Below are 20,589 nucleotides of genomic sequence, written 5' to 3' on the forward strand. Positions count from 1 at the left end.
AGGTGAGGAAACAATGCAAAGTTTTAGAACAGAAATAGAAAATCCGGTTGTTGAAAAGGATATTATTGAATTAGCCAATAAGATTGAACTTTTCAACAATGGTAAAATTGATGAAGAAAAATTTAGAAGCCTTCGTTTAGCTCGTGGAATTTACGGGCAACGTCAAGAAGGCGTACAAATGATTCGTATTAAATTACCTTACGGAAAAGTAAAAAGCAACCAGTTACGCAGAATTTCTGATGTGTCTGATGAATATTCAAGAGGGCGTTTACACATTACAACACGTCAAGATATTCAAATTCACTACGTAGATATTAATCGTACGCCAGAATTGTGGGCAGAATTAGATAAAGATGAAGTAACCATAAGAGAAGCTTGTGGTAACACGGTGCGTAATGTAACTGCTAGTGAAACTGCTGGGATAGACGTAAACGAACCATTTGATGTGTCACCATATGCAGATGCCTTATTCCGTTTCTTTTTACGTAATCCTATTTGTCAAGAAATGGGACGTAAATTTAAAGTGTCTTTTTCTTCTTCAGATGAAGATACGGGGTTATCCTATTTACATGATTTAGGTTTTATTGCTAAAATAAAAGATGGTGTGCGCGGATTCAAAGTGATGATTGGTGGGGGCTTGGGCTCACAGCCACGTCATGCAGATTTATTTTATGATTTTATTGAAACCGATAAAATTATACCACTTATGGAAGGTGTGGTGCGTGTGTTCGATCGTTATGGAGAACGTAAAAGTCGTGCCAAAGCCCGTATGAAATTCTTATTAAAAGATATAGGTTTAGAAGCGTTTAAAGAACTGGTTGATGCAGAACAAAAAGCCATAGAATTTAAATCTGTTCCAATTGATGCAGATGCTTACGAAACATCAACACCTGTTGAGGTGGCTTCTATTCCTGATGTAGAAATTAAGGATGAAGCAGCTTTTAATACTTGGAAAGCAACCAATTTAATTCCTCAAAAACAAGATGGTTATGTTGCTATAGGTATTAAAGTGTTATTAGGAGATTTTTATACAGATAAAGCACGATTATTAGCAGATTTAGTTGAAAATTATGCCGCGGGTGAAATTCGTTTAACCTTGCGTCAAAATATTGTAATTCCGTTTGTAAAGGAAGAATTGGTGCCATTTTTCTACCAAGAATTAGAAAAATTAGGGTTTGTAGAAGCTGGTTATAACAAAGCGGTTGATATTACAGCGTGTCCAGGAACAGATACTTGTAATTTAGGTATTGCAAGTAGTACTGGAATTGCAGATGAGTTAGAGCGTGTTATAAAAGCCGAATATCCGCAGTATTTAAATAACAAAGATTTAGTTATAAAAATAAGTGGTTGTATGAATGCTTGTGGGCAGCACAATATGGCAAATATTGGTTTTCAAGGAATGTCTGTTCGTACACCAGATAAATTAGTAGCACCTGCGCTACAAGTTCTTTTAGGTGGTGGTAATTTAGGTGATGGTAACGGCATATTTGCCGATAAAGTGGTAAAAGTACCAAGTAGACGCGGACCTGAAGCTTTACGTAGAATATTAGACGATTATGAAGCTAATTCAAATGGAAAGTTATTTGTAGATTATTACAAAGAAAAAGGTCAAAAATATTTTTATGATTTCCTTCAAGATTTACAAGATGCGAGCAACTTAACAGAAGCTGATTTTATAGATTGGGGAACTAATGAAAAATATGTTAAAGCCATTGGGGTTGGTGAATGTGCCGGTGTAGTGATAGATTTAGTAGCTACTTTATTTTTAGAAAGCGACGAAAAAATTGAAAACGCAAAAGAATCGGCTAGTAATGGTGTGTATTCAGGAGCTATTTATCATGCGTACAGTTCTATGATTAATACAGCAAAAGCGTTATTAACAGCAGAGAACAAGAAAACTAATACACATGCAGGTATTGTGAAACAGTTTGATGAATTGTTTATAGAAAGCAATAAAATTGAATTGGGCGGAAGTTTTAGCGATGTAGTTTATCAAATCAATAAATTTGCACCTTCTAAAGATTTTGCATTAAAATATATTGAAAATGCTTCCGTATTTTTACAAAAAGTAAGAGCGTTTAGAGAAGCAGAACTTGATACTGCAAATAAACAAGTTGTCTAAAAAATTACATTAATGAGTGTACTAACGCCAAAATTAACCGTTGTAGGTGCTGGTCCGGGAGACGAAGATTTAATTACGCTTAAAGCTATAAAAGCTATCGAATCTGCAAACGTTATCCTGTACGATGCATTAATCAACGAAAGTTTGCTAAAATATGCCTCGGCAAATGCAGAGCTTATTTTTGTAGGTAAACGGAGAGGGTGTTATGCATTTCAGCAAGAGCAAATTAATGAGTTAATAGTTTCTAAAGCAAAAGAAAAAGGACATGTAGTTAGATTAAAAGGAGGCGACCCATTTATTTTCGGTAGAGGTGCAGAGGAGATAGATTATGTAAAAGATTTTGGCTTACAAACGGCTGTAGTGCCTGGGATTTCGTCTGTAATTGGTGTGCCCGCTTATCAAGGTATTCCTTTAACAAGACGTGGTGCTTCAGAGAGTTTTTGGGTAATCACAGGTACCACAAAAAATCATCAACTATCAAATGATGTGTTGTTGGCAGCAAAGTCAACTGCTACGGTGGTTATATTAATGGGAATGCATAAATTGGGTGAAATTGTACAAGCCTTTTCAAATGAAAATAAACAAGAAACACCAGTAGCCATCATTCAAAACGGAACAAGAGATGATGAAGCTATTGGTATTGGTACTGTAGAAACTATTGAAGCAATTGTGCAAGAAAAAAAATTATCATCTCCAGCTATTATTGTTATTGGCGAAGTGGTAAATAAAAGAGTGCAGCTTACTTCTATTTATGATAGTGTAAAAGCTCAGTTTTAAATAAGAATTATGGAACGTAATAATTTATACCCCATTTTTCTTAAAGTAAAACAGCTTAATGTACTTATTGTTGGAGGTGGTTTTGTGGCAGAAGAAAAGCTAACGTTCTTATTAAAATCTAGTCCAGATGCTTATGTAACATTAGTATCACCAATGTTTAGAGAAGGCACTGTATCTTTAGCTAAAAAAGGTAATGTAAAGTTGGTTGAAGCAAAATACAATAAGCGTTTTTTAAAAGACAAACATATTGTTGTGGTAACAACCGATAAACCTAAAGTTAACAAAAAGGTGTATAAGCATTGCAGAAAGAGAAGCATTTTGGTAAATGTTGCCGATAACCCGCCACTGTGCGATTTTTATATGGGTGGTATTGTTACTAAAGGCAACGTAAAAGTGGCCATTAGTACCAACGGAAAATCGCCAACAACAGCAAAACGATTACGTCAGTTTTTTGAGGATGTAATTCCAGAAAATGTAGACGATTTAGTGAAAAATTTAAACGAATATAGAAAAACAATAAAAGGTGATTTCGAAGAAAAAGTTGAAAAATTAAACGAATTCACAAAAGGATTAATTCAAAAGTAAAATTAGAATTAGAACAATGATTAAAACAGATATACTTATTATCGGAGCTGGACCTACTGGATTATTTACAGTTTTTGAAGCAGGTTTATTAAAATTAAAATGTCATTTAATTGATGCTTTGCCACAACCAGGTGGACAATGTTCAGAGATTTATCCAAAGAAACCTATCTATGATATCCCTGGATTTCCAGAGATCTTAGCAGGCGATTTAACCAGAAATTTATTAGAACAAGGTAAACAATTTGAGCCTGGTTTCACACTAGGAGAACGAGCAGAAACTATAGAAAAACAAGACGATGGTTCGTTTATTGTTACCACTAATAAAGGTACAAAACACCAAGCGCCAGTAGTAGCCATTGCTGGCGGTTTAGGCTCTTTTGAACCTCGTAAACCTGCTATTGAAGGATTAGCAGATTATGAAGACAATGGGGTTGAATATATCATTAAAGACCCAGAAATTTACCGCAATAAAAATGTGGTTATAGCAGGCGGTGGAGATTCCGCTTTAGACTGGAGTATCTTTTTAACCGATGTAGCAAAATCTGTAACCCTAATTCATAGAAGAAATGAGTTTAGAGGTGCGCTAGATTCTGTAGAAAAAGTGGGTGAATTAAAGAACGAAGGTAAAATAAACCTAATAACACCAGCAGAAGTAACAGGTATTTTAGGTGATGGTAAAGTAACAGGTGTTGTTGTAGAAAAGAAAGATGAAGAACCTTTTACAATAGATACCGATCATTTTATTCCCTTATTTGGCTTATCTCCAAAATTAGGACCAATTGCAAATTGGGGCTTAGAAATTGAAAAAAATGCTATTAAAGTAGATAATACCAGAAATTACCAAACAAATATTGATGGTATATTTGCTATTGGTGATGTAAATACATATCCAGAAAAATTAAAATTAATTCTTTGCGGATTCCATGAGGCAACATTAATGTGTCAAGCGGCATATAGAATTATAAATCCAGGAAAACGCTTAGTTTTAAAATACACAACCGTTAGTGGTATTGATGGTTTTGATGGGTCTCGAAAAGAAGCTCCTAAAGCTGTAGTGCAGGCTATAAAGTAAATTTTATCTTGGTTATATAATCTTCAAATCCTGTAAGTTTTTTTACCTTGCAGGATTTAGTATTTAAAAGACATAATAAGTTTGTACAAATGAAAAGCTACAATGTTTGTTTAAAAGACACCGTTAAAACATTTACAAAACGTTTGTTTTATTCATTATTCGATTGTGAACAAGATGAAGAGCATTCTGAATACCTAAAGAAAACTTTTGTAAAAGTACTTAAAGCACTTGAGGTTGATAATGCTGAACAAATTTGGATAACCTTTAAGACTAACCTTCCTGAAATTAGGAGATTATTAGATTTAGATGCAATAGCCTTTGAAAATAACGATCCTGCTTCATATAATTTACAAGAAATATATTTGGCTTATCCTGGCTTTTATGCAATTTCGGTTTATAGACTAAGTCATGCTTTGTATAAATTAAAAGTACCTATTCTTCCAAGAATGATGAGTGAATTTATTCATGGCATTACAGGTATTGATATTCACCCAGGCGCTACCATAGGTGAGTCATTCTATATCGATCACGGAACCGGAATTGTAATTGGAGAAACATCTATCATTGGTAAAAATGTGAAAATTTATCAAGGTGTTACTTTAGGAGGAATCTCGGTAGCAAAAAGTTTAGCTTCAACCAAACGTCATCCTACTATAGAAGACAATGTGTGTATTTATGCCAATGCCACTATTTTAGGAGGAGATATTGTAATTGGAGCCAATAGCATCATTGGAGCAAACGTTTGGATAACAGAATCGGTACCCGAAAACTCATTGGTAACGTATCAAACAGAAATAAAAATAAGACCTAAAAAAAATGGCATTAAATAAAACAGTTTTAGATTTTATAGGCAACACGCCGTTGGTAGATGCAAGTCATTTAGTGTCTAAAAAAGGTGTAAAGTTATTGTTGAAATTAGAAGGCAATAACCCAGGAGGTAGTGTAAAAGACCGTCCTGCTTTTAACATGATAAATGAAGCTTTAAAACGAGGCGACATTAAAAAAGGCGACACTTTAGTTGAAGCTACCAGTGGAAATACGGGTATCGCATTAGCTTTAATTGCCAAATTATTAGAGGTGAATATGGTACTAATTATGCCTGAAAACTCAACTGAAGAACGTGTAAAGACCATGAAAGCCTATGGTGCTGAAGTTATTTTAACACCCTCTAATGTGGGGATTGAAGGCTCGAGAGATTTAGCTTTTAAATTAAGAGATGAAAAAGGCTATACACTATTAAACCAGTTTGAAAATGATGACAACTGGAAAGCACATTACAAAACCACAGGTCCTGAAATTTGGCAAGATACCAATGGAGAAATTACACACTTTGTGTCTGCCATGGGAACCACTGGTACTATAATGGGTGTGTCTACGTTTTTAAAAGAAAAAAACAATAATATAACCATTGTAGGAGCGCAACCAGATGACAATTCTAGAATTCCAGGTATTAGAAAATGGTCTCCAGAATATGTGCCTAAATTTTTTGATAAGAGTAAGGTAGATCAGGTTATAGAAGTTACCCAAACTGAAGCTAAAGTAACTACACAACGTATAGCTAAAGAAGCAGGTGTTTTTGCAGGTATGAGTAGTGGCGGCTCTGTATTTTGCGCTTTAAAAGTAGCTGCTTCTATTGATAAAGGTGTAATTGTAGCCATTATTTGCGATAGAGGAGACCGCTATTTGTCATCAGATTTATTTGAATAAGAGAGCCTTAAATTAAATAGGATAACAAAAATATAGTTACTATTTTTGTCAACCAAGTTCATTAACGTGTTAGTGTTATCAAGAAAGGTAGAGGGAATAGACCCAATGAAACCTTGGCAACCCTTTAACTTGTAAAGAAGGTGCTACGTTCTACTGTTAATTCTGAAATTATTTCAGATATAAAAACAGAAAGATAACGAATAGTATTTTTTACTTTTCTTGATGATGTTACACCAAGTAATATCAAAAAAATGTCAAACATATATAAAGCTTTAAAAGAGCGAATTTTGGTTTTAGATGGTGCCATGGGTACCATGTTACAAGCCTATAAATTCACTGAAGAGGATTTTAGAGGAGAACGCTTTAAAGACTATCCTATACCATTACAAGGTAATAATGATTTATTGTCAATTACCCAGCCAGAAGCTATAAAAACCATACATGGTAAATACTTAGAAGCTGGAGCAGATATTATTGAAACCAATACCTTTTCTGGTACTACCATAGCTATGGCAGATTATCAAATGGAAGACTTGGTGTATGAACTCAACTATCAGTCAGCAAAAATAGCCAAAGAAGTGGCTAATGAGTTTACTAAAAAAGAACCGCATAAACCGCGTTTTGTAGCTGGTTCTATGGGGCCAACAAACCGTACAGCAAGCATGTCACCCGATGTAAACGATCCTGGATATAGAGCTGTAACGTTTGATGAATTAAGAAAAGCATACAAACAACAAGCCGAAGCTTTGGTTGATGGTGGAGCAGATTTACTATTGGTTGAAACCGTGTTTGATACCTTAAATGCCAAGGCAGCACTTTTTGCTATTGAGCAGGTTAAGGACGAACGAAATATAGATATTCCGGTAATGCTTAGCGGAACCATTACAGATGCTTCTGGTAGAACCCTGTCTGGACAAACAGCTGAAGCTTTTTTAATTTCAGTATCGCATGTGCCATTACTTTCGGTTGGTTTTAATTGCGCTTTAGGAGCCAACTTATTGCAACCCCATTTAGAGGCTATAGCTAATAAAACAGATTTTGCCATATCTGCACACCCAAATGCAGGTTTACCCAATGCCTTTGGTGAGTACGATGAGTCTCCAGAAGAAATGGGAACTCAAATTGAAGAATACTTAAAAAAGAATTTAATAAATATTATTGGGGGTTGTTGTGGTACTTCTCCAGAACACATTAAAGTAATTGCAGAAATAGCTGCAAAATATACACCACGCCCTTTTACTGAACTCGTATCAGCAATACAATAGAATGAAGCAAGAAATATGAAAGTGAAACAAACAAAATATATGAAATTGTCTGGTTTAGAACCTTTGGTTTTAAACGAAAACAGCAACTTTATAAATATAGGTGAACGTACCAATGTGGCGGGTTCTCGTAAGTTCTTGCGCTTAATTAAAGAAGAAAAATTTGATGAAGCTCTAGATATTGCTCGTCATCAAGTTGATGGTGGTGCGCAAATTATCGATATCAATATGGACGATGGTCTTATTGATGGTAAAGAGGCTATGGTTAAATTTTTAAACCTTATTGCTGCAGAACCAGATATTTGTCGCGTGCCTATTATGATAGATAGTTCTAAGTGGGAAATTATTGAAGCTGGACTACAGGTGATTCAAGGAAAAGGAGTGGTTAATTCTATTTCCTTAAAAGAAGGTGAAGAAAAATTTATTTGGGAAGCAAAACAGATAAAACGTTATGGAGCTGCGGTTATTGTAATGGCTTTTGATGAAGTAGGACAAGCCGATAATTACCAGCGTAGAATTGAAATTGCAGAACGTTCTTACCGTATTTTAGTAGATAAAGTTGGTTTTCCTTCTGAAGATATAATTTTCGATTTAAACATCTTCCCCGTAGCAACAGGAATGGAAGAACACAGGCGAAATGCTATCGATTTTATTGAAGCCACCCGTTGGGTGCGTCAAAATTTAGAGAATGCTAGTGTAAGTGGTGGTGTAAGTAACGTGTCGTTTTCGTTTAGAGGAAACAACATTGTAAGAGAAGCTATGCATTCCGTATTTTTATATTATGCTATTCAAGCAGGTATGAATATGGGTATTGTTAACCCTTCAATGTTAGAGGTTTATGATGATATTCCAAAAGACTTACTAGAGCATGTTGAAGATGTAATTTTAGACAGACGTGACGATGCTACAGAACGTTTATTAGAATTTGCAGAAACCGTTAAAGGTACTAAGGCAGAAAAAACGGTAGACTTATCATGGCGAGAAAATCCGTTGCAAGACAGAATTACGCATGCACTTGTAAAAGGTATTGATGCCTATATTATTGAAGATGTTGAGCAAGCCAGACAGGAAGCCGATAAGCCAATTGATGTTATAGAAGGTCATTTAATGATAGGAATGAACGTTGTTGGTGATTTATTTGGAGCAGGTAAAATGTTCTTGCCTCAGGTTGTAAAATCGGCTCGTGTAATGAAAAAAGCAGTGGCTTACTTAAATCCATTTATTGAAGCCGAAAAAACCGAAGATGCAGAACCTGTTGGTAAAATTTTAATGGCCACAGTAAAAGGCGATGTACACGATATTGGTAAAAATATTGTTAGCGTGGTACTGGCATGTAATAACTATGAAATAGTAGATTTAGGTGTTATGGTGCCGCCAGAAAAAATTATTGAAACGGCTATAAAAGAACGTGTTGATGCCATAGGTTTATCGGGTTTAATTACACCTTCGTTAGACGAGATGGTGTATTTGGCCAAAGAAATGCAACGTGAGGATTTTGAAATTCCGTTGTTAATAGGTGGAGCAACAACCTCAAAAGCTCATACTGCTGTAAAAATAGATACACAGTATAAAAATGCCGTGGTTCATGTAAATGATGCATCACGAGCGGTTACCGTTGTTGGTGATTTGTTAAACAAAAAATCATCAAACGAATATGTTGCTAAGCTTAAGAAAGATTATGATGAATTTAGAACCAAGTTTTTAAAACGTGGTAAACAAAAATCATACATCTCAATTGAAGAAGCTAGAAAACGAAAATATAAAATAGATTGGGAGGCTACCGAAATTGTAAAGCCTAAAGAAATGGGCGTGCAAATGCTTAAACAATTAAGTTTAAAAGAGCTTTTACCGTTTATAGATTGGAGTCCGTTTTTTAGAAGTTGGGATTTACACGGTAAGTTTCCAGATATTTTAGAAGATGACTTGGTTGGTGAACAAGCTACTATTTTATATAATGAGGCTCAAACCATGATTAAAGAAATTGTAGCAAAACAATTATTAAAACCTAAAGCGGTATTTGGTTTGTTTGAAGCCAATACGATAAATGATGACGATATTTCAGTGAAGAAAAAAGGTGAACAAATTGCTGTTTTTAGAACGTTGCGCCAGCAATTGAAAAAGCGTGAAGGGGTTCCAAATCATGCCTTAGCAGATTTTGTAGCACCAGAAAATACAGGAAAAACAGATTATGTTGGTGCCTTTTGCGTTGGTGTTTTTGGTGCACAAGAGCTAGCTGAAAGTTATAGAGCTAAAGATGATGATTATAGTGCCATTATGGCTCAGGCTATTGCCGATAGGTTTGCAGAAGCTTTTGCAGAGTATTTACACAAACAAGTAAGAACTAAACATTGGGGCTATGCAGAAGGAGAAGATTTAAGTAATGACGAATTGATTAAAGAAACTTATAAGGGCATACGTCCGGCACCAGGGTATCCCGCATGTCCAGATCATTTAGAGAAGGAAACCATTTGGAAGTTATTAGATGTTGAAAAGATTATTGGTGTAACCTTAACCGAAAGTTTAGCTATGTGGCCAGCAGCAGCAGTATCGGGGTATTATTTTGCAAATCCGGAGGCTAAATATTTCGGATTGGGCAAAATTAAAGACGATCAATTAACAGATTATGCCGTGAGAAAAGGCATAAGCAAAGAGGTAGCTAGAAAGTGGTTGCACGCAAATTTGGCTGATTAACCCGCGTTAGCGATTGCAGCAAGTTACCGTGTAACGCGGAAAGCGCGACCCGCAGGGGAACGCCCAAAAAAAGAAAATATGGATTTATTTCTGCTTAGGTGGGAATGAAAAAAAATATAAATGAAAGTAACAGACCACATTAAAAATGCGAACGGAAAAACCTTGTTTTCGTTTGAAGTAATACCGCCTAAAAAAGGTAAAAATATTCAGGATTTGTATAATAATATAGATCCGTTAATGGAGTTTAATCCGCCATTTATTGATGTAACAACTTCACGAGAGGAGTATGTGTATATTGAAAGGGGAGACGGACTTTTAGATAAGCGTATTACACGCATGCGCCCAGGAACGGTGGGTATTTGTGCCTCAATTATGCATAAATATAATGTGGATGCTATACCGCATTTATTGTGTGGTGGTTTTACTAAAGAAGAAACCGAATATGTGCTGGTAGATTGCCACTATTTAGGTATTGATAATGTTATGGCATTACGTGGAGACTCCATGAAAGATGAACCTTATTTTAAACCTTGCGAAGGTGGGCACGCTTTTGCTAGCGAGCTAGTGGAGCAAATTGCTAAACTAAACAGAGGGCAATATTTACATGATGGTGTGGATGTAGAAAGTAATTCTGATTTTTGTATTGGCGTTGCTGGATACCCAGAGAAACATATGGAAGCACCATCGTTACAAACCGATTTAAAACGCTTAAAAGCTAAGGTAGATGCTGGTGCCGATTATGTAGTAACCCAAATGTTTTTTGATAACCAAAAGTATTTTGAGTTTGTAGAAAAAGCTAGAGAAATGGGAATAAATGTTCCTATTATTCCAGGTATAAAACCCATTGCCGTAAAACGACATTTACAATTATTACCACAAGTTTTTAAAATTGATTTACCGCAAGATTTGATTGATGCTGTAGAAAATTGTAAGGATAACAAAGCAGTGAGACAAGTGGGTATTGAGTTTGCTATTCAGCAGAGTAAAGAGCTGTTAGATTTTGGTGTACCAGTACTTCATTATTACTCTATGGGAAAGAGTGATAATATTAAGGCAGTTGCTTCGGCATTATTCTAATTAATGTTATGCATTTACTGTGTAGATCCACCCCAATGAAGTTGTTTTTAGCCTGCTTTTTTAGCCTAATATGCTGTATAGCTATTGCCCAAGATAAGCAGTACGCATCTTACTTTGATGTGAATTACTTTAAAGGGAATATAGCATTGCATAATAATGATATTTTGCATTTAATACAGGGGCATCCAGAAGGTGTGATTTTAAGTTGGAATAAAGAAACTTTTGGATTTGAAGACTGGGAACAGCGTTATAACTACCCAGATTACGGCGTGTCTTTCGCTTATCAAAATTTAAAGAATGAGGTTTTAGGGAATAATTATTCATTATATGCTCATTATAATTTTTACTTTTTTAAGAGGAATTTAATAATGCGAATAGGACAAGGAATAGCTTATACTACAAACCCTTATGATAAAGAAGAAAATTATAGAAATATTGCATTTGGATCTCGCATTTTGAGTTCTACTTATGCTATGTTAAATTATAAGAAGGAACGTGTATTTGGAAGGTTTGGTTTGCAAGCAGGTTTAACCTTTATTCATTATTCTAACGCTAATGTAAAGGCACCCAATACCAGTATAAATGCTGTGGCATTAAATTTGGGAGTAACCTACAGTTTGGAAGATAAAAAACCAGAGTATCAGCATACATTGCCAGAAAATGATAGTGAATTTTCAGAACCCATTAAATACAACTTAGTTTTTAGAAGTGGTGTTAATGAAAGCGATATTATTAATAGCGGTCAATTTGTGTTTTATACTTTGTCAGCTTATGCCGATAAGCGCATTAATAGAAAAAGTGCATTACAATTAGGAACCGATGTGTTTTTTTCTAATTTTTTAAAGGAATATATAAAGTATAAAGCGGTGGCGTTTCCTGAAGAAGATGTGTCTGGTGATGAAGATTATAAACGAGTAGGTATTTATGCAGGTCATGAGCTATTTGTAAATAGAATTAGTTTGGTATCTCAATTAGGTTACTATGTGTATTATCCGTTTGATTTTGAAGGACGCCTATATGTAAGAGTTGGACTAAAACGGTATTTTGCTAAGAAATGGTTTGGAGCTATAACCCTAAAATCTCATGGGTTTAAAGCCGAAGCTGTAGAGCTTGGAATTGGAGTAAGATTATGAAAAGACAATATGTTTAATTAGAAATAAATAAAAATGAGCAATTTAAAAGGTAAAAAAGCCATTATTACAGGGGGCGGAAGAGGCTTAGGTAAAGCTACAGCTATAGCATTTGCTAAAGAAGGAATTGATGTTGCTATAACCGGTAGAAATGAGAAAATTTTAAAAGAAACCGTAGCTGAATTAGAGAATATGGGAGTTAAAGCTATATACTCTGTTTTTGATGTAGGTAATTATGATGAGGTTAAAGCAAGTATAAAAACTATTGTATATGAATTAGGTTCGGTTGATATTTTAGTTAACAATGCAGGTATTGCAGCATTTGGAACTATACAAGAAATGGAAGTTAGTCAATGGAGTCAAATAATTCAAACGAACTTAATGGGGATGTATTATGTAACAAAAGAGGTATTACCTTATTTAATAAATCAAAATGAAGGAGAAATAATTAATGTTTCTTCTACAGCAGGATTAAATGGTAATGCTAAAACATCGGCTTATTCAGCATCAAAATTTGCAGTAATTGGAATGTCTGAGTCTTTAATGAAAGAGGTACGTAAAAATAATATTAGAGTTTGTACATTAACACCAAGTACCATTGTCTCAGACATGTCTATTGGTTTAGGAATTGCAACCAAAGATTCTGAAGAAAAAGTGTTACAACCAGAAGATTTTGCAGAATTAATAGTTGCTGGTTTAAAACTTCCTAAAAGAGCAATGCTTACTAGTGCTTCTTTGTGGTCTACAAACCCTTAATAATAAAAGCATCATGCTGCTTAAACAGAAATATTTGTAATATGAAAGCGCTAATGTGCACACTAAGTTTGCTTCTTGTTTTTTCTTGCAATAGTGAGCAGGCTACAGATTGTTTTCAGAAAACAGGAAATATTATTCAGCAAGAAGTTTTGGTTGATACATTCAACAAAATATTGGTAAATAGAGATGTAGAATTGATTATAACCGAAGGTGCTACCCAAAAAGTGGTAGTTGAAACAGGTAATAACTTAATGAATGATGTTACTGTTAAAGTAGTAGATAGCCAATTAATTTTAACCGATAATAATACCTGTAATTATTTTAGGGATTACGGTATAACCAAAGTGTATGTTACCTCTCCTAATATTACTGAAATTAGAAGCTCTACACAATATACTATTAGTTCAAATGGTGTGTTAACTTACCCTAGTTTAACTATTTTGTCTGAAGATTATGGAGCACCAGATACCATTACAAATGGTGAGTTTAACTTAAACATAAATAATAATAGTTTTAATGTTGTATTTAATAACCTATCTAACTGTTATGTAAGAGGAAACACTACTAATTTAAATGTAACGTTTGCAGCTAGTAATAGCCGTTTTGAAGGAGAAAATCTTTTAGCAGAAAATGTTACTATTTCCCACCGAAGTTCTAATGATATGATTGTGAATCCGCAACAATCTATTCAAGGAGTAATAAGAAGCACAGGTGATGTGATTTCTAAAAACCAACCACCTGTGATTCTTGTTGAGGAACTTTATACCGGTAAATTAATTTTTGAATAAATCTACCGATTGTTTTGCTATTTCTAGTTCTTCGTTCGTAGGAATGACTAACACTTTAACTTTTGAATTTTTAGAGTTAATTTCGTGTAAATCATCTTTACGAACTTTATTTTCTTCAGTATCTAATTCAATTCCTAAGTAATCTAAGTCTTCACAAACTAGTTGGCGTACTAAACTTGAGTTCTCACCAATGCCTGCTGTAAATATAATAGCATCTAGCCCGTTTAATATTGCTGCATAACTTCCTATATATTTTTTAATACGGTAAGCATTCATTTGCAATGCTAATTGGCAAGATTTATTTCCTTTTTCAGCTTCGGTTTGAATATCTCTTAAATCACTAAATCCTGTTAAACCTAGCATACCACTTTTCTTTAGTAGAAGCGTGTTAATGTCATCTAGATTGTAATTTAATTTGCTTGCTAAATGAAAAATAACAGAAGGATCAATATCTCCACTTCTGGTGCCCATTATTAAACCATCTAAAGGCGTTAATCCCATAGAGTGATCTATACTTTTACCGTCTTTTATGGCTGTTATACTACAACCATTTCCTAAGTGAATTGAAATTATTTTAGATTCTTTTTTGTTTAGATAAGCAATGGCTTGTTCTGAAACATATTTATGGCTTGTACCATGAAATCCGTATAACCTAATTTTATGATCTGTTAAAAGTTCATTAGGAATGGCGTATTTATAGGCGTGTTCTGGAATTGTTTGATGAAAGGCCGTATCAAAAACAACAGCTTGTTTTGCTTTAGGAAAAACGGTTTCTGCAACTTCAATTCCTTCTAAATTAGCTGGATTGTGTAGTGGTGCTAAGCTAAAAAGATCTTTAATGTTATCTTTAGCACTAGGGGTTACTTCTGTGGTGTTTTTAAAACGAGATCCACCTTGTACTACCCTATGTCCAACAATATCAATGTCGTTAGCAGAAGAAATAATTCCAGTATTTTTATCAAGCAATTGTTTTGCTAATAGCTCTAATCCAGTTTTATGATTTGCTATAGGTGTTAATATTTCAATTTTATCTTTATCAGTTTTGAATGTAAATTTCCCTTCATCTAAACCAATACGTTCTATTAAACCAGAGCAAAGAATTGTTTCTTCTGGCATTGCGAATAATTGAAATTTTATAGAGGAACTTCCTGAGTTTAAAACAAGTACTTGCATATTATATTTCTTGGGCTTGAATTGCGGTTATAATTACGGTGCTATATATGTCATCTGCTGTACAGCCTCTACTTAAATCGTTAACAGGTTTGTTTAAACCTTGTAACATAGGGCCTATAGCAAGCGCACCTGTTTCTCTTTGTACAGCTTTATAGGTGTTGTTTCCTGTATTTAAATCGGGGAATATTAACACACTAGCTTCTCCTGCAACATCAGAGTCTGGTAACTTACTTTTTCCAATACGTTTATCTACGGCTGCATCGTATTGAATAGGTCCTTCAATTTTTAATGACGGGTTTGTGGCTTTGGCAATTTCAGTAGCTTTTCTAACTTTGTCTACATCTTCACCTTTTCCTGAAGCTCCTGATGAATATGATAACATAGCTACTTTAGGTTCAATACCAAAATCTAAAGCTGTTTTAGCAGATGAAATAGCTATTTCTGCTAGCTGTTCTGCATTTGGGTTTGGATTAATAGCACAATCGCCAAAAATAGATACTCTATCTTCTAAACACATAAAGAATACAGAAGATACAATATTACATCCTGGTTTTGTTTTTATAAATTGTAACGCAGGACGTAGGGTGTGTGCTGTTGTATGTACCGCACCAGATACCATGCCGTCTGCATGCCCTTTGTGTATCATCATAGTAGCGAAATAAGATACATCAGACATGGCGTCTTTTGCCATATCCATATTTATATTTTTATGTTTTCTTAGTTCGTAAAAGGTGTTTACATAATCATCAAAATGAGGTGATTTTTGAGGGGATACTACGTTTACATCATCAAGATTTAGAGGAATATCATTAATTTCAATATTTTCTTGAATTTTTTCTCTTTCGCCTATTAATGTAATATCAACTACTTGAGCATTTACTAATCTTGCAGTGGCCCTTAGTACGCGTTCATCATAACCTTCTGGTAATACAATGTGTTTTTTATTGTTTAAAGCACGTTGTAAAAGGTTGTATTGAAACATTCTAGGAGTGAAAATATCACTTTTGAATGTTACTAAATTATCAGCTAATTTATCGGTGTCTACATGTTTTTCAAAAGTAGAAATAGATATAGCTATTTTTTCTGTGTTTTCGGCATAAATTTTAGATTTAACTTTTCCTATAGCGTTTGCTACATTAAACGTGCCATCATTTACACTAATAATAGGAACAACACTTGATAATCCTTCAATTAATTTTAGAATGGATTCTTCAGGAATTAATCCGCCAGTTAAAACTATACCCGAAATTTTTGGATAGTTTTTAGAAATATGGGCTTGTAAAGCACCTAGAATTATATCAGCCCTATCTCCTGCAGTTATAACTAAAGCACCTTCTTTTAGTTTTGTTAAGTAGTTTCTAAGTTGCATGGTACCCACTCCAGATTTTTGAACTTGGTTGTTAAGCATGTCTTTGCCAAACAATACTTTGGCATCAAGGGCTTTAACAATTTCTTTTAAGGTTGGGCTTGCTAAACTTTTAATTTTTGGTATTACGGCAATATTGGTATCATCAATACGCTCTAGTAATTTAGATTTTACACAGTCTAGCAGCTCTTCATCTACTTTGTTGGTCATTATAGAAAGTACATCTACTTCTTCTTTAAAAGTATCATGAGCTAGCTGTACACTATCAACAATTTCTTTTTTCTTTTTACCATCACCATTTATAACAATAATAACAGGAAGTCCTAAATTCTTAGAGATTAGCATGTTTATATCTAGTTCTAAGCTAGAGTTTTCATGAGAGAAATCAGTACCTTCAACTAAAATTAAATCAAAATGTTCCTCTAAGCGTTTGTATTTTTTTATGACTTCATCAATAACATAACCAGATTTACCTTGGTTATATAAATCTAATACTTCACTTCTAGTAAATGCGAATGTTTTTTTGTAGTTAATATCAATGTCAAAATGAGTTATAACCGTGTTAATGTGGTTGTCCATTTCTCCTACTTCAACATCTTCAATTATTGGTCTGAAATAACCTACCTTAGCAGTTTTACCTAAAAGCATACGCATTAGTCCAAGAACTACTACCGATTTGCCGCTGTTAGGTTCTATAGTAGCTACATAAATTCCTTTGCTCATTATACCTGTTTAATTTTTATAAAGATACTATTTTGATTTATGTTTAAAATTAGTATCTAACTCTATGTTAATATAAATTTAATACGGTGCAAAATTAATAACCGAATACACTTATAAAGATGATATTTGTCATGGTTTTTATAAAACCTAAAATTGGTTAACCAATTTAAGTAAATAATTTATATAAGCAAATTGTTTTTTTAAGAAGTGATTTTAGTTATTGGTTAAATCTCTAAATAAGGTTTCTAAACTAGTATTTTTTTGGTTTAATTGAAGAATTTTTAATTGGTTATCGTGCGCAAAATCAAAAACATAAGAGCGCATATCTTCTGAGGTATTAAATGTAATTTCATAAACAAAATCGTGTGTATTTTCAACAGTTTTTACTTTAGGCAATTGTTTTAAAAAGGCGTTTTCAACTCTAAAATCAAATTCAACAATTACAACCTGTTCTTTTTCTTCTTTTAATTCAGATAATTTTTTATCTGCTACAATTTCTCCTTTATTAATTATTATTACGCGGTCGCACATGGCTTCAACTTCTTGCATAATATGTGTAGATAGAAAAACGGTTTTAGTTTTTCCAACAGATTTTATGAGATTTCTAATATCAACTAATTGGTTGGGGTCTAAACCTGTAGTAGGTTCATCTAAAATTAAAACATCGGGGTTGTGTAAAAGCGCCGTTGCTAAGCCTACACGTTGCCGGTAGCCTTTAGAGAGTTGGCCTATTTTTTTATGAGCTTCGGGTGTTAAACCAGTAAGTTCTATAACTTCATTTATTCTTTCTTTTGATATTTTATAAATATGAGCATTAAATTTAAGGTATTCTTTAATATACATTTCTGTATATAACGGATTGTGCTCTGGTAAGTACCCAACACTTAATTGAGCTTGCTGGGTGTTTTGGTTTATGTCAAACCCATTTACTTTAGCATTACCGTTATTGGGTTTTAGGTAAGTGGTTAAAATTTTCATCATAGTAGATTTGCCAGCGCCGTTAGGACCTAAAAACCCAACTATTTCTGGTTTGTCAACTTTAAAAGAAATGTTATTTAAAGCTTTTTGGTTACCGTAAAGCTTAGAAATATTTTTAACCTCTATAGACATATTTAAAATATTTGTTCAAAAATAAATGATTATATAAACTAAAGTAAGTTTTGCTGTAAAATCTTTAAAACTTTTAAAAAAAAGATAAAAAAGTAATTCTACAATTTTGATTTATTAAAATATTAATTACTTTAGCCGCTGTAATTATGAGAACAACAGTAGTTTATACATATTTTAGCTTTTATTACTTCTTTTTTAGTTAAAGGAACGAGGCGTTATATGTGTAAATTAAAATAATAAATTTAAATATAAGTCTCGGTGAAAATCGAGACTTTTTTTTATGATAAAATCAGTAGCAATACAAGGAGTAAAGGGATCTTATCATCATATTGTTTCAGAACAATTTTTTGATAATTCAGTAGAACTTATAGAATGTTTAACATTTGATAGAGTGGTTGAAGTTTTAACCACTAAACATTGTGATGCGGCTATTATGGCTTTAGAAAACTCTATTGCAGGTTCTATAATTCCAAATTACGCATTAATAGATAGCCATAATTTACACATTGTTGGAGAACATTATTTAGATATTCAGCATAATCTAATGGCGTTGCCGGGTCAAAGTATAGAAGATATAAAAGAGGTGTACTCTCACCCAATGGCGCTATTACAATGCAAAGAGTTCTTTAAAAAGCACCCTCATATTAAATTGGTAGAGGATAAAGATACTGCAGAGGTAGCAGATAGAATACATACCAATCAGCTTAAAAATGTAGGTGCAATTGCCAGTGTTTTGGCAGCTAAGATTTTTGAGTTGGATATTTTAGCTAGCAGTATTCAAACTATCAAGAATAATGAGACTCGTTTCGCTATTGTAAAAAGAACCAATTCTGAAGTGCCGCAAAGTGAAATTAATAAAGCATCTATTAAGTTTGAAGCCAATCATAAAAGAGGAAGTTTAGCCACTATTTTAAATGTAATGAGTGATTGTAAATTGAATTTAACTAAAATACAATCTCTACCAATTATAGAAACACCTTGGAAGTATGCCTTTTTTGTTGATGTTACTTTTGAAGATTACAGCGATTTCCAAAAAGCAAAATCGCTAATAGAAATAATGGCCGAAGGATTTAAAATATTAGGTGAATATAAAAATGCAAAGTTATGATAGAAGTAGCTAACAGATTGCATACCGTACAAGAATACTATTTCTCAAGAAAATTGAGAGAAGTGAATACCATGATTGCAGAGGGTAAACCCGTTATTAATTTGGGTATTGGTAGTCCAGATATGCAACCGCCACAAAAGGTAATTGAAGCTATAACAAGTAGTTTAAAAGAAGTTAATGCTCATAAATACCAAAGTTATCAAGGAGTTCCAGAGTTGCGAGAAGCTATGGCATTATTTTATAAAGAACAATTTTCTGTTAGTGTAAATCCTGTTAATGAAATTCTTCCTTTAATGGGAAGTAAAGAGGGGATTATGCATATATCAATGGCTTACCTAAATGAAGGCAATGCTGTTTTAATTCCAAACCCAGGTTACCCAACTTACCAATCTGTTACCAAATTGGTAGGCGCTACACCAGTTTTTTATGAATTAGATGCCGCAAATAATTGGTTGCCAAATATTGATGAATTAGAAAAGTTAGATTTAAGCAACGTTAAGTTAATGTGGGTAAATTATCCGCATATGCCAACTGGTGCTCAACCAACCGAAGTTGCTTTTAAAAGTTTAGTAGCTTTTGCTAAACGTCATAACATCTTAATTGTAAATGATAACCCGTATAGTTTTGTGCTTAATGATAACCCAACAAGCATTTTAAATATAAATGGAGCCAAAGAAGTTTGTTTAGAGTTAAACTCTTTAAGCAAAACCTTTAATATGGCTGGTTGGCGAGTAGGTATGGTGTTGGGTAGTAGTGAGCATATTAGCAACATTTTAAAAGTAAAAAGTAACATGGATTCGGGTATGTTTTATGGCATACAAAAAGGAGCTATTGAAGCTTTAAAAAGCTCTAAAAAGTGGTTTGTAACATTAAACAATGTTTATAAAAAACGTAGAGATTTAGTTTGGAAATTAGCCAAATCACTTAATTGCACCTATGATGAAAACGCAACAGGTATGTTTGTTTGGGCTAAATTACCACAAGGCATAAAGTCTGAAGAATTTATTGATACCATTCTAAAAAACAACCATGTGTTTATAACACCAGGAACTATTTTTGGTAGTCAAGGTGAAGGGTACATAAGATTTTCACTTTGTGCTCCAGCAGAAGTAATAGAAGAATGTATAGCAAGAATTAAGTAG

General features: G+C 33.6%; 17 protein-coding genes and 1 riboswitch. Of the genes, 14 read left to right on the forward strand and 3 right to left on the reverse strand.

Annotated features, from left to right (window positions below; translation table 11 throughout):
- The first annotated feature begins 13 nt into the window (after positions 1–13).
- From J1D01_RS09110 to J1D01_RS09165, 12 genes are all read left to right on the forward strand, one after another.
- Positions 14–2,122 carry a HEPN domain-containing protein gene (locus J1D01_RS09110; protein WP_372935704.1) on the forward strand — a complete coding sequence of 703 codons (2,109 nt, stop codon included), beginning with the start codon at positions 14–16 and terminating at the stop codon, positions 2,120–2,122.
- Between the two features lie 12 nt (positions 2,123–2,134).
- A complete protein-coding gene (cobA, locus tag J1D01_RS09115) occupies positions 2,135–2,899 on the forward strand; it encodes a uroporphyrinogen-III C-methyltransferase (protein WP_372935706.1) in 765 nt (254 codons plus the stop codon).
- A 9-nt stretch (positions 2,900–2,908) separates the two neighbouring features.
- Positions 2,909–3,484 (forward strand): precorrin-2 dehydrogenase/sirohydrochlorin ferrochelatase family protein, encoded by a 576-nt coding sequence (locus J1D01_RS09120; protein WP_421150616.1) that lies wholly within the window; start codon positions 2,909–2,911, stop codon positions 3,482–3,484.
- A 16-nt stretch (positions 3,485–3,500) separates the two neighbouring features.
- Positions 3,501–4,556: an NAD(P)/FAD-dependent oxidoreductase gene (locus J1D01_RS09125; RefSeq protein ID WP_421150617.1), complete on the forward strand. Its 1,056-nt coding sequence runs from the start codon at positions 3,501–3,503 to the stop codon at positions 4,554–4,556.
- Positions 4,557–4,645: 89 nt separating this feature from the next.
- Positions 4,646–5,386, forward strand: coding sequence for a serine O-acetyltransferase EpsC (epsC, locus tag J1D01_RS09130; protein ID WP_372935711.1), 741 nt, complete (start codon positions 4,646–4,648; stop codon positions 5,384–5,386).
- Positions 5,373–6,263, forward strand: a complete 891-nt coding sequence (cysM, locus tag J1D01_RS09135; RefSeq protein WP_372935713.1) for a cysteine synthase CysM — start codon at positions 5,373–5,375, stop codon at positions 6,261–6,263. The genes epsC and cysM overlap by 14 nt, the downstream gene beginning before the upstream one ends.
- A gap of 72 nt (positions 6,264–6,335) precedes the next feature.
- Positions 6,336–6,463: riboswitch (SAM riboswitch) on the forward strand.
- A 51-nt stretch (positions 6,464–6,514) separates the two neighbouring features.
- Positions 6,515–7,528, forward strand: a complete 1,014-nt coding sequence (locus J1D01_RS09140; RefSeq protein ID WP_372935715.1) for a homocysteine S-methyltransferase family protein — start codon at positions 6,515–6,517, stop codon at positions 7,526–7,528.
- Between the two features lie 15 nt (positions 7,529–7,543).
- Positions 7,544–10,216 (forward strand): methionine synthase, encoded by a 2,673-nt coding sequence (gene metH / locus J1D01_RS09145; protein ID WP_421150618.1) that lies wholly within the window; start codon positions 7,544–7,546, stop codon positions 10,214–10,216.
- Between the two features lie 120 nt (positions 10,217–10,336).
- Complete coding sequence (metF, locus tag J1D01_RS09150) at positions 10,337–11,293, forward strand: methylenetetrahydrofolate reductase [NAD(P)H] (protein ID WP_372938466.1); 957 nt, start codon at positions 10,337–10,339, stop codon at positions 11,291–11,293.
- 35 nt (positions 11,294–11,328) lie between these two features.
- Complete coding sequence (locus tag J1D01_RS09155; RefSeq protein ID WP_421150619.1) at positions 11,329–12,426, forward strand: acyloxyacyl hydrolase; 1,098 nt, start codon at positions 11,329–11,331, stop codon at positions 12,424–12,426.
- Between the two features lie 33 nt (positions 12,427–12,459).
- Positions 12,460–13,179 carry a 3-ketoacyl-ACP reductase gene (locus tag J1D01_RS09160; RefSeq protein WP_421150620.1) on the forward strand — a complete coding sequence of 240 codons (720 nt, stop codon included), beginning with the start codon at positions 12,460–12,462 and terminating at the stop codon, positions 13,177–13,179.
- 53 nt (positions 13,180–13,232) lie between these two features.
- Entirely contained in the window at positions 13,233–13,967 is a 735-nt protein-coding gene (locus tag J1D01_RS09165; protein WP_421150621.1) for a head GIN domain-containing protein, read from the forward strand.
- Here J1D01_RS09165 and J1D01_RS09170 read toward each other — a convergent pair.
- The 3 genes from J1D01_RS09170 to gldA form a co-directional block, all read right to left on the reverse strand.
- Complete coding sequence (locus tag J1D01_RS09170) at positions 13,953–15,140, reverse strand: acetate/propionate family kinase (RefSeq protein ID WP_421150622.1); 1,188 nt, start codon at positions 15,138–15,140, stop codon at positions 13,953–13,955. The two genes, J1D01_RS09165 and J1D01_RS09170, sit on opposite strands and share 15 nt — an antisense overlap.
- A 1-nt stretch (position 15,141) precedes the next feature.
- Positions 15,142–17,229, reverse strand: a complete 2,088-nt coding sequence (pta, locus tag J1D01_RS09175) for a phosphate acetyltransferase (RefSeq protein ID WP_372938048.1) — start codon at positions 17,227–17,229, stop codon at positions 15,142–15,144.
- 213 nt (positions 17,230–17,442) lie between these two features.
- Positions 17,443–18,339, reverse strand: coding sequence for a gliding motility-associated ABC transporter ATP-binding subunit GldA (gene gldA, locus J1D01_RS09180; RefSeq protein WP_421150623.1), 897 nt, complete (start codon positions 18,337–18,339; stop codon positions 17,443–17,445).
- Between the two features lie 280 nt (positions 18,340–18,619).
- On the opposite strand from gldA, the gene J1D01_RS09185 reads away from it, so the two are divergent.
- On the forward strand, positions 18,620–19,447 hold the full coding sequence (locus J1D01_RS09185; RefSeq protein ID WP_421150624.1) for a prephenate dehydratase: 828 nt from the start codon (positions 18,620–18,622) through the stop codon (positions 19,445–19,447).
- Positions 19,444–20,589 (forward strand): pyridoxal phosphate-dependent aminotransferase, encoded by a 1,146-nt coding sequence (locus tag J1D01_RS09190; RefSeq protein WP_372935101.1) that lies wholly within the window; start codon positions 19,444–19,446, stop codon positions 20,587–20,589. The genes J1D01_RS09185 and J1D01_RS09190 overlap by 4 nt, the downstream gene beginning before the upstream one ends.

Origin of the sequence: Seonamhaeicola sp. NFXS20, from assembly GCF_049132085.1 — a bacterium.
GTDB lineage: Bacteria > Bacteroidota > Bacteroidia > Flavobacteriales > Flavobacteriaceae > Seonamhaeicola.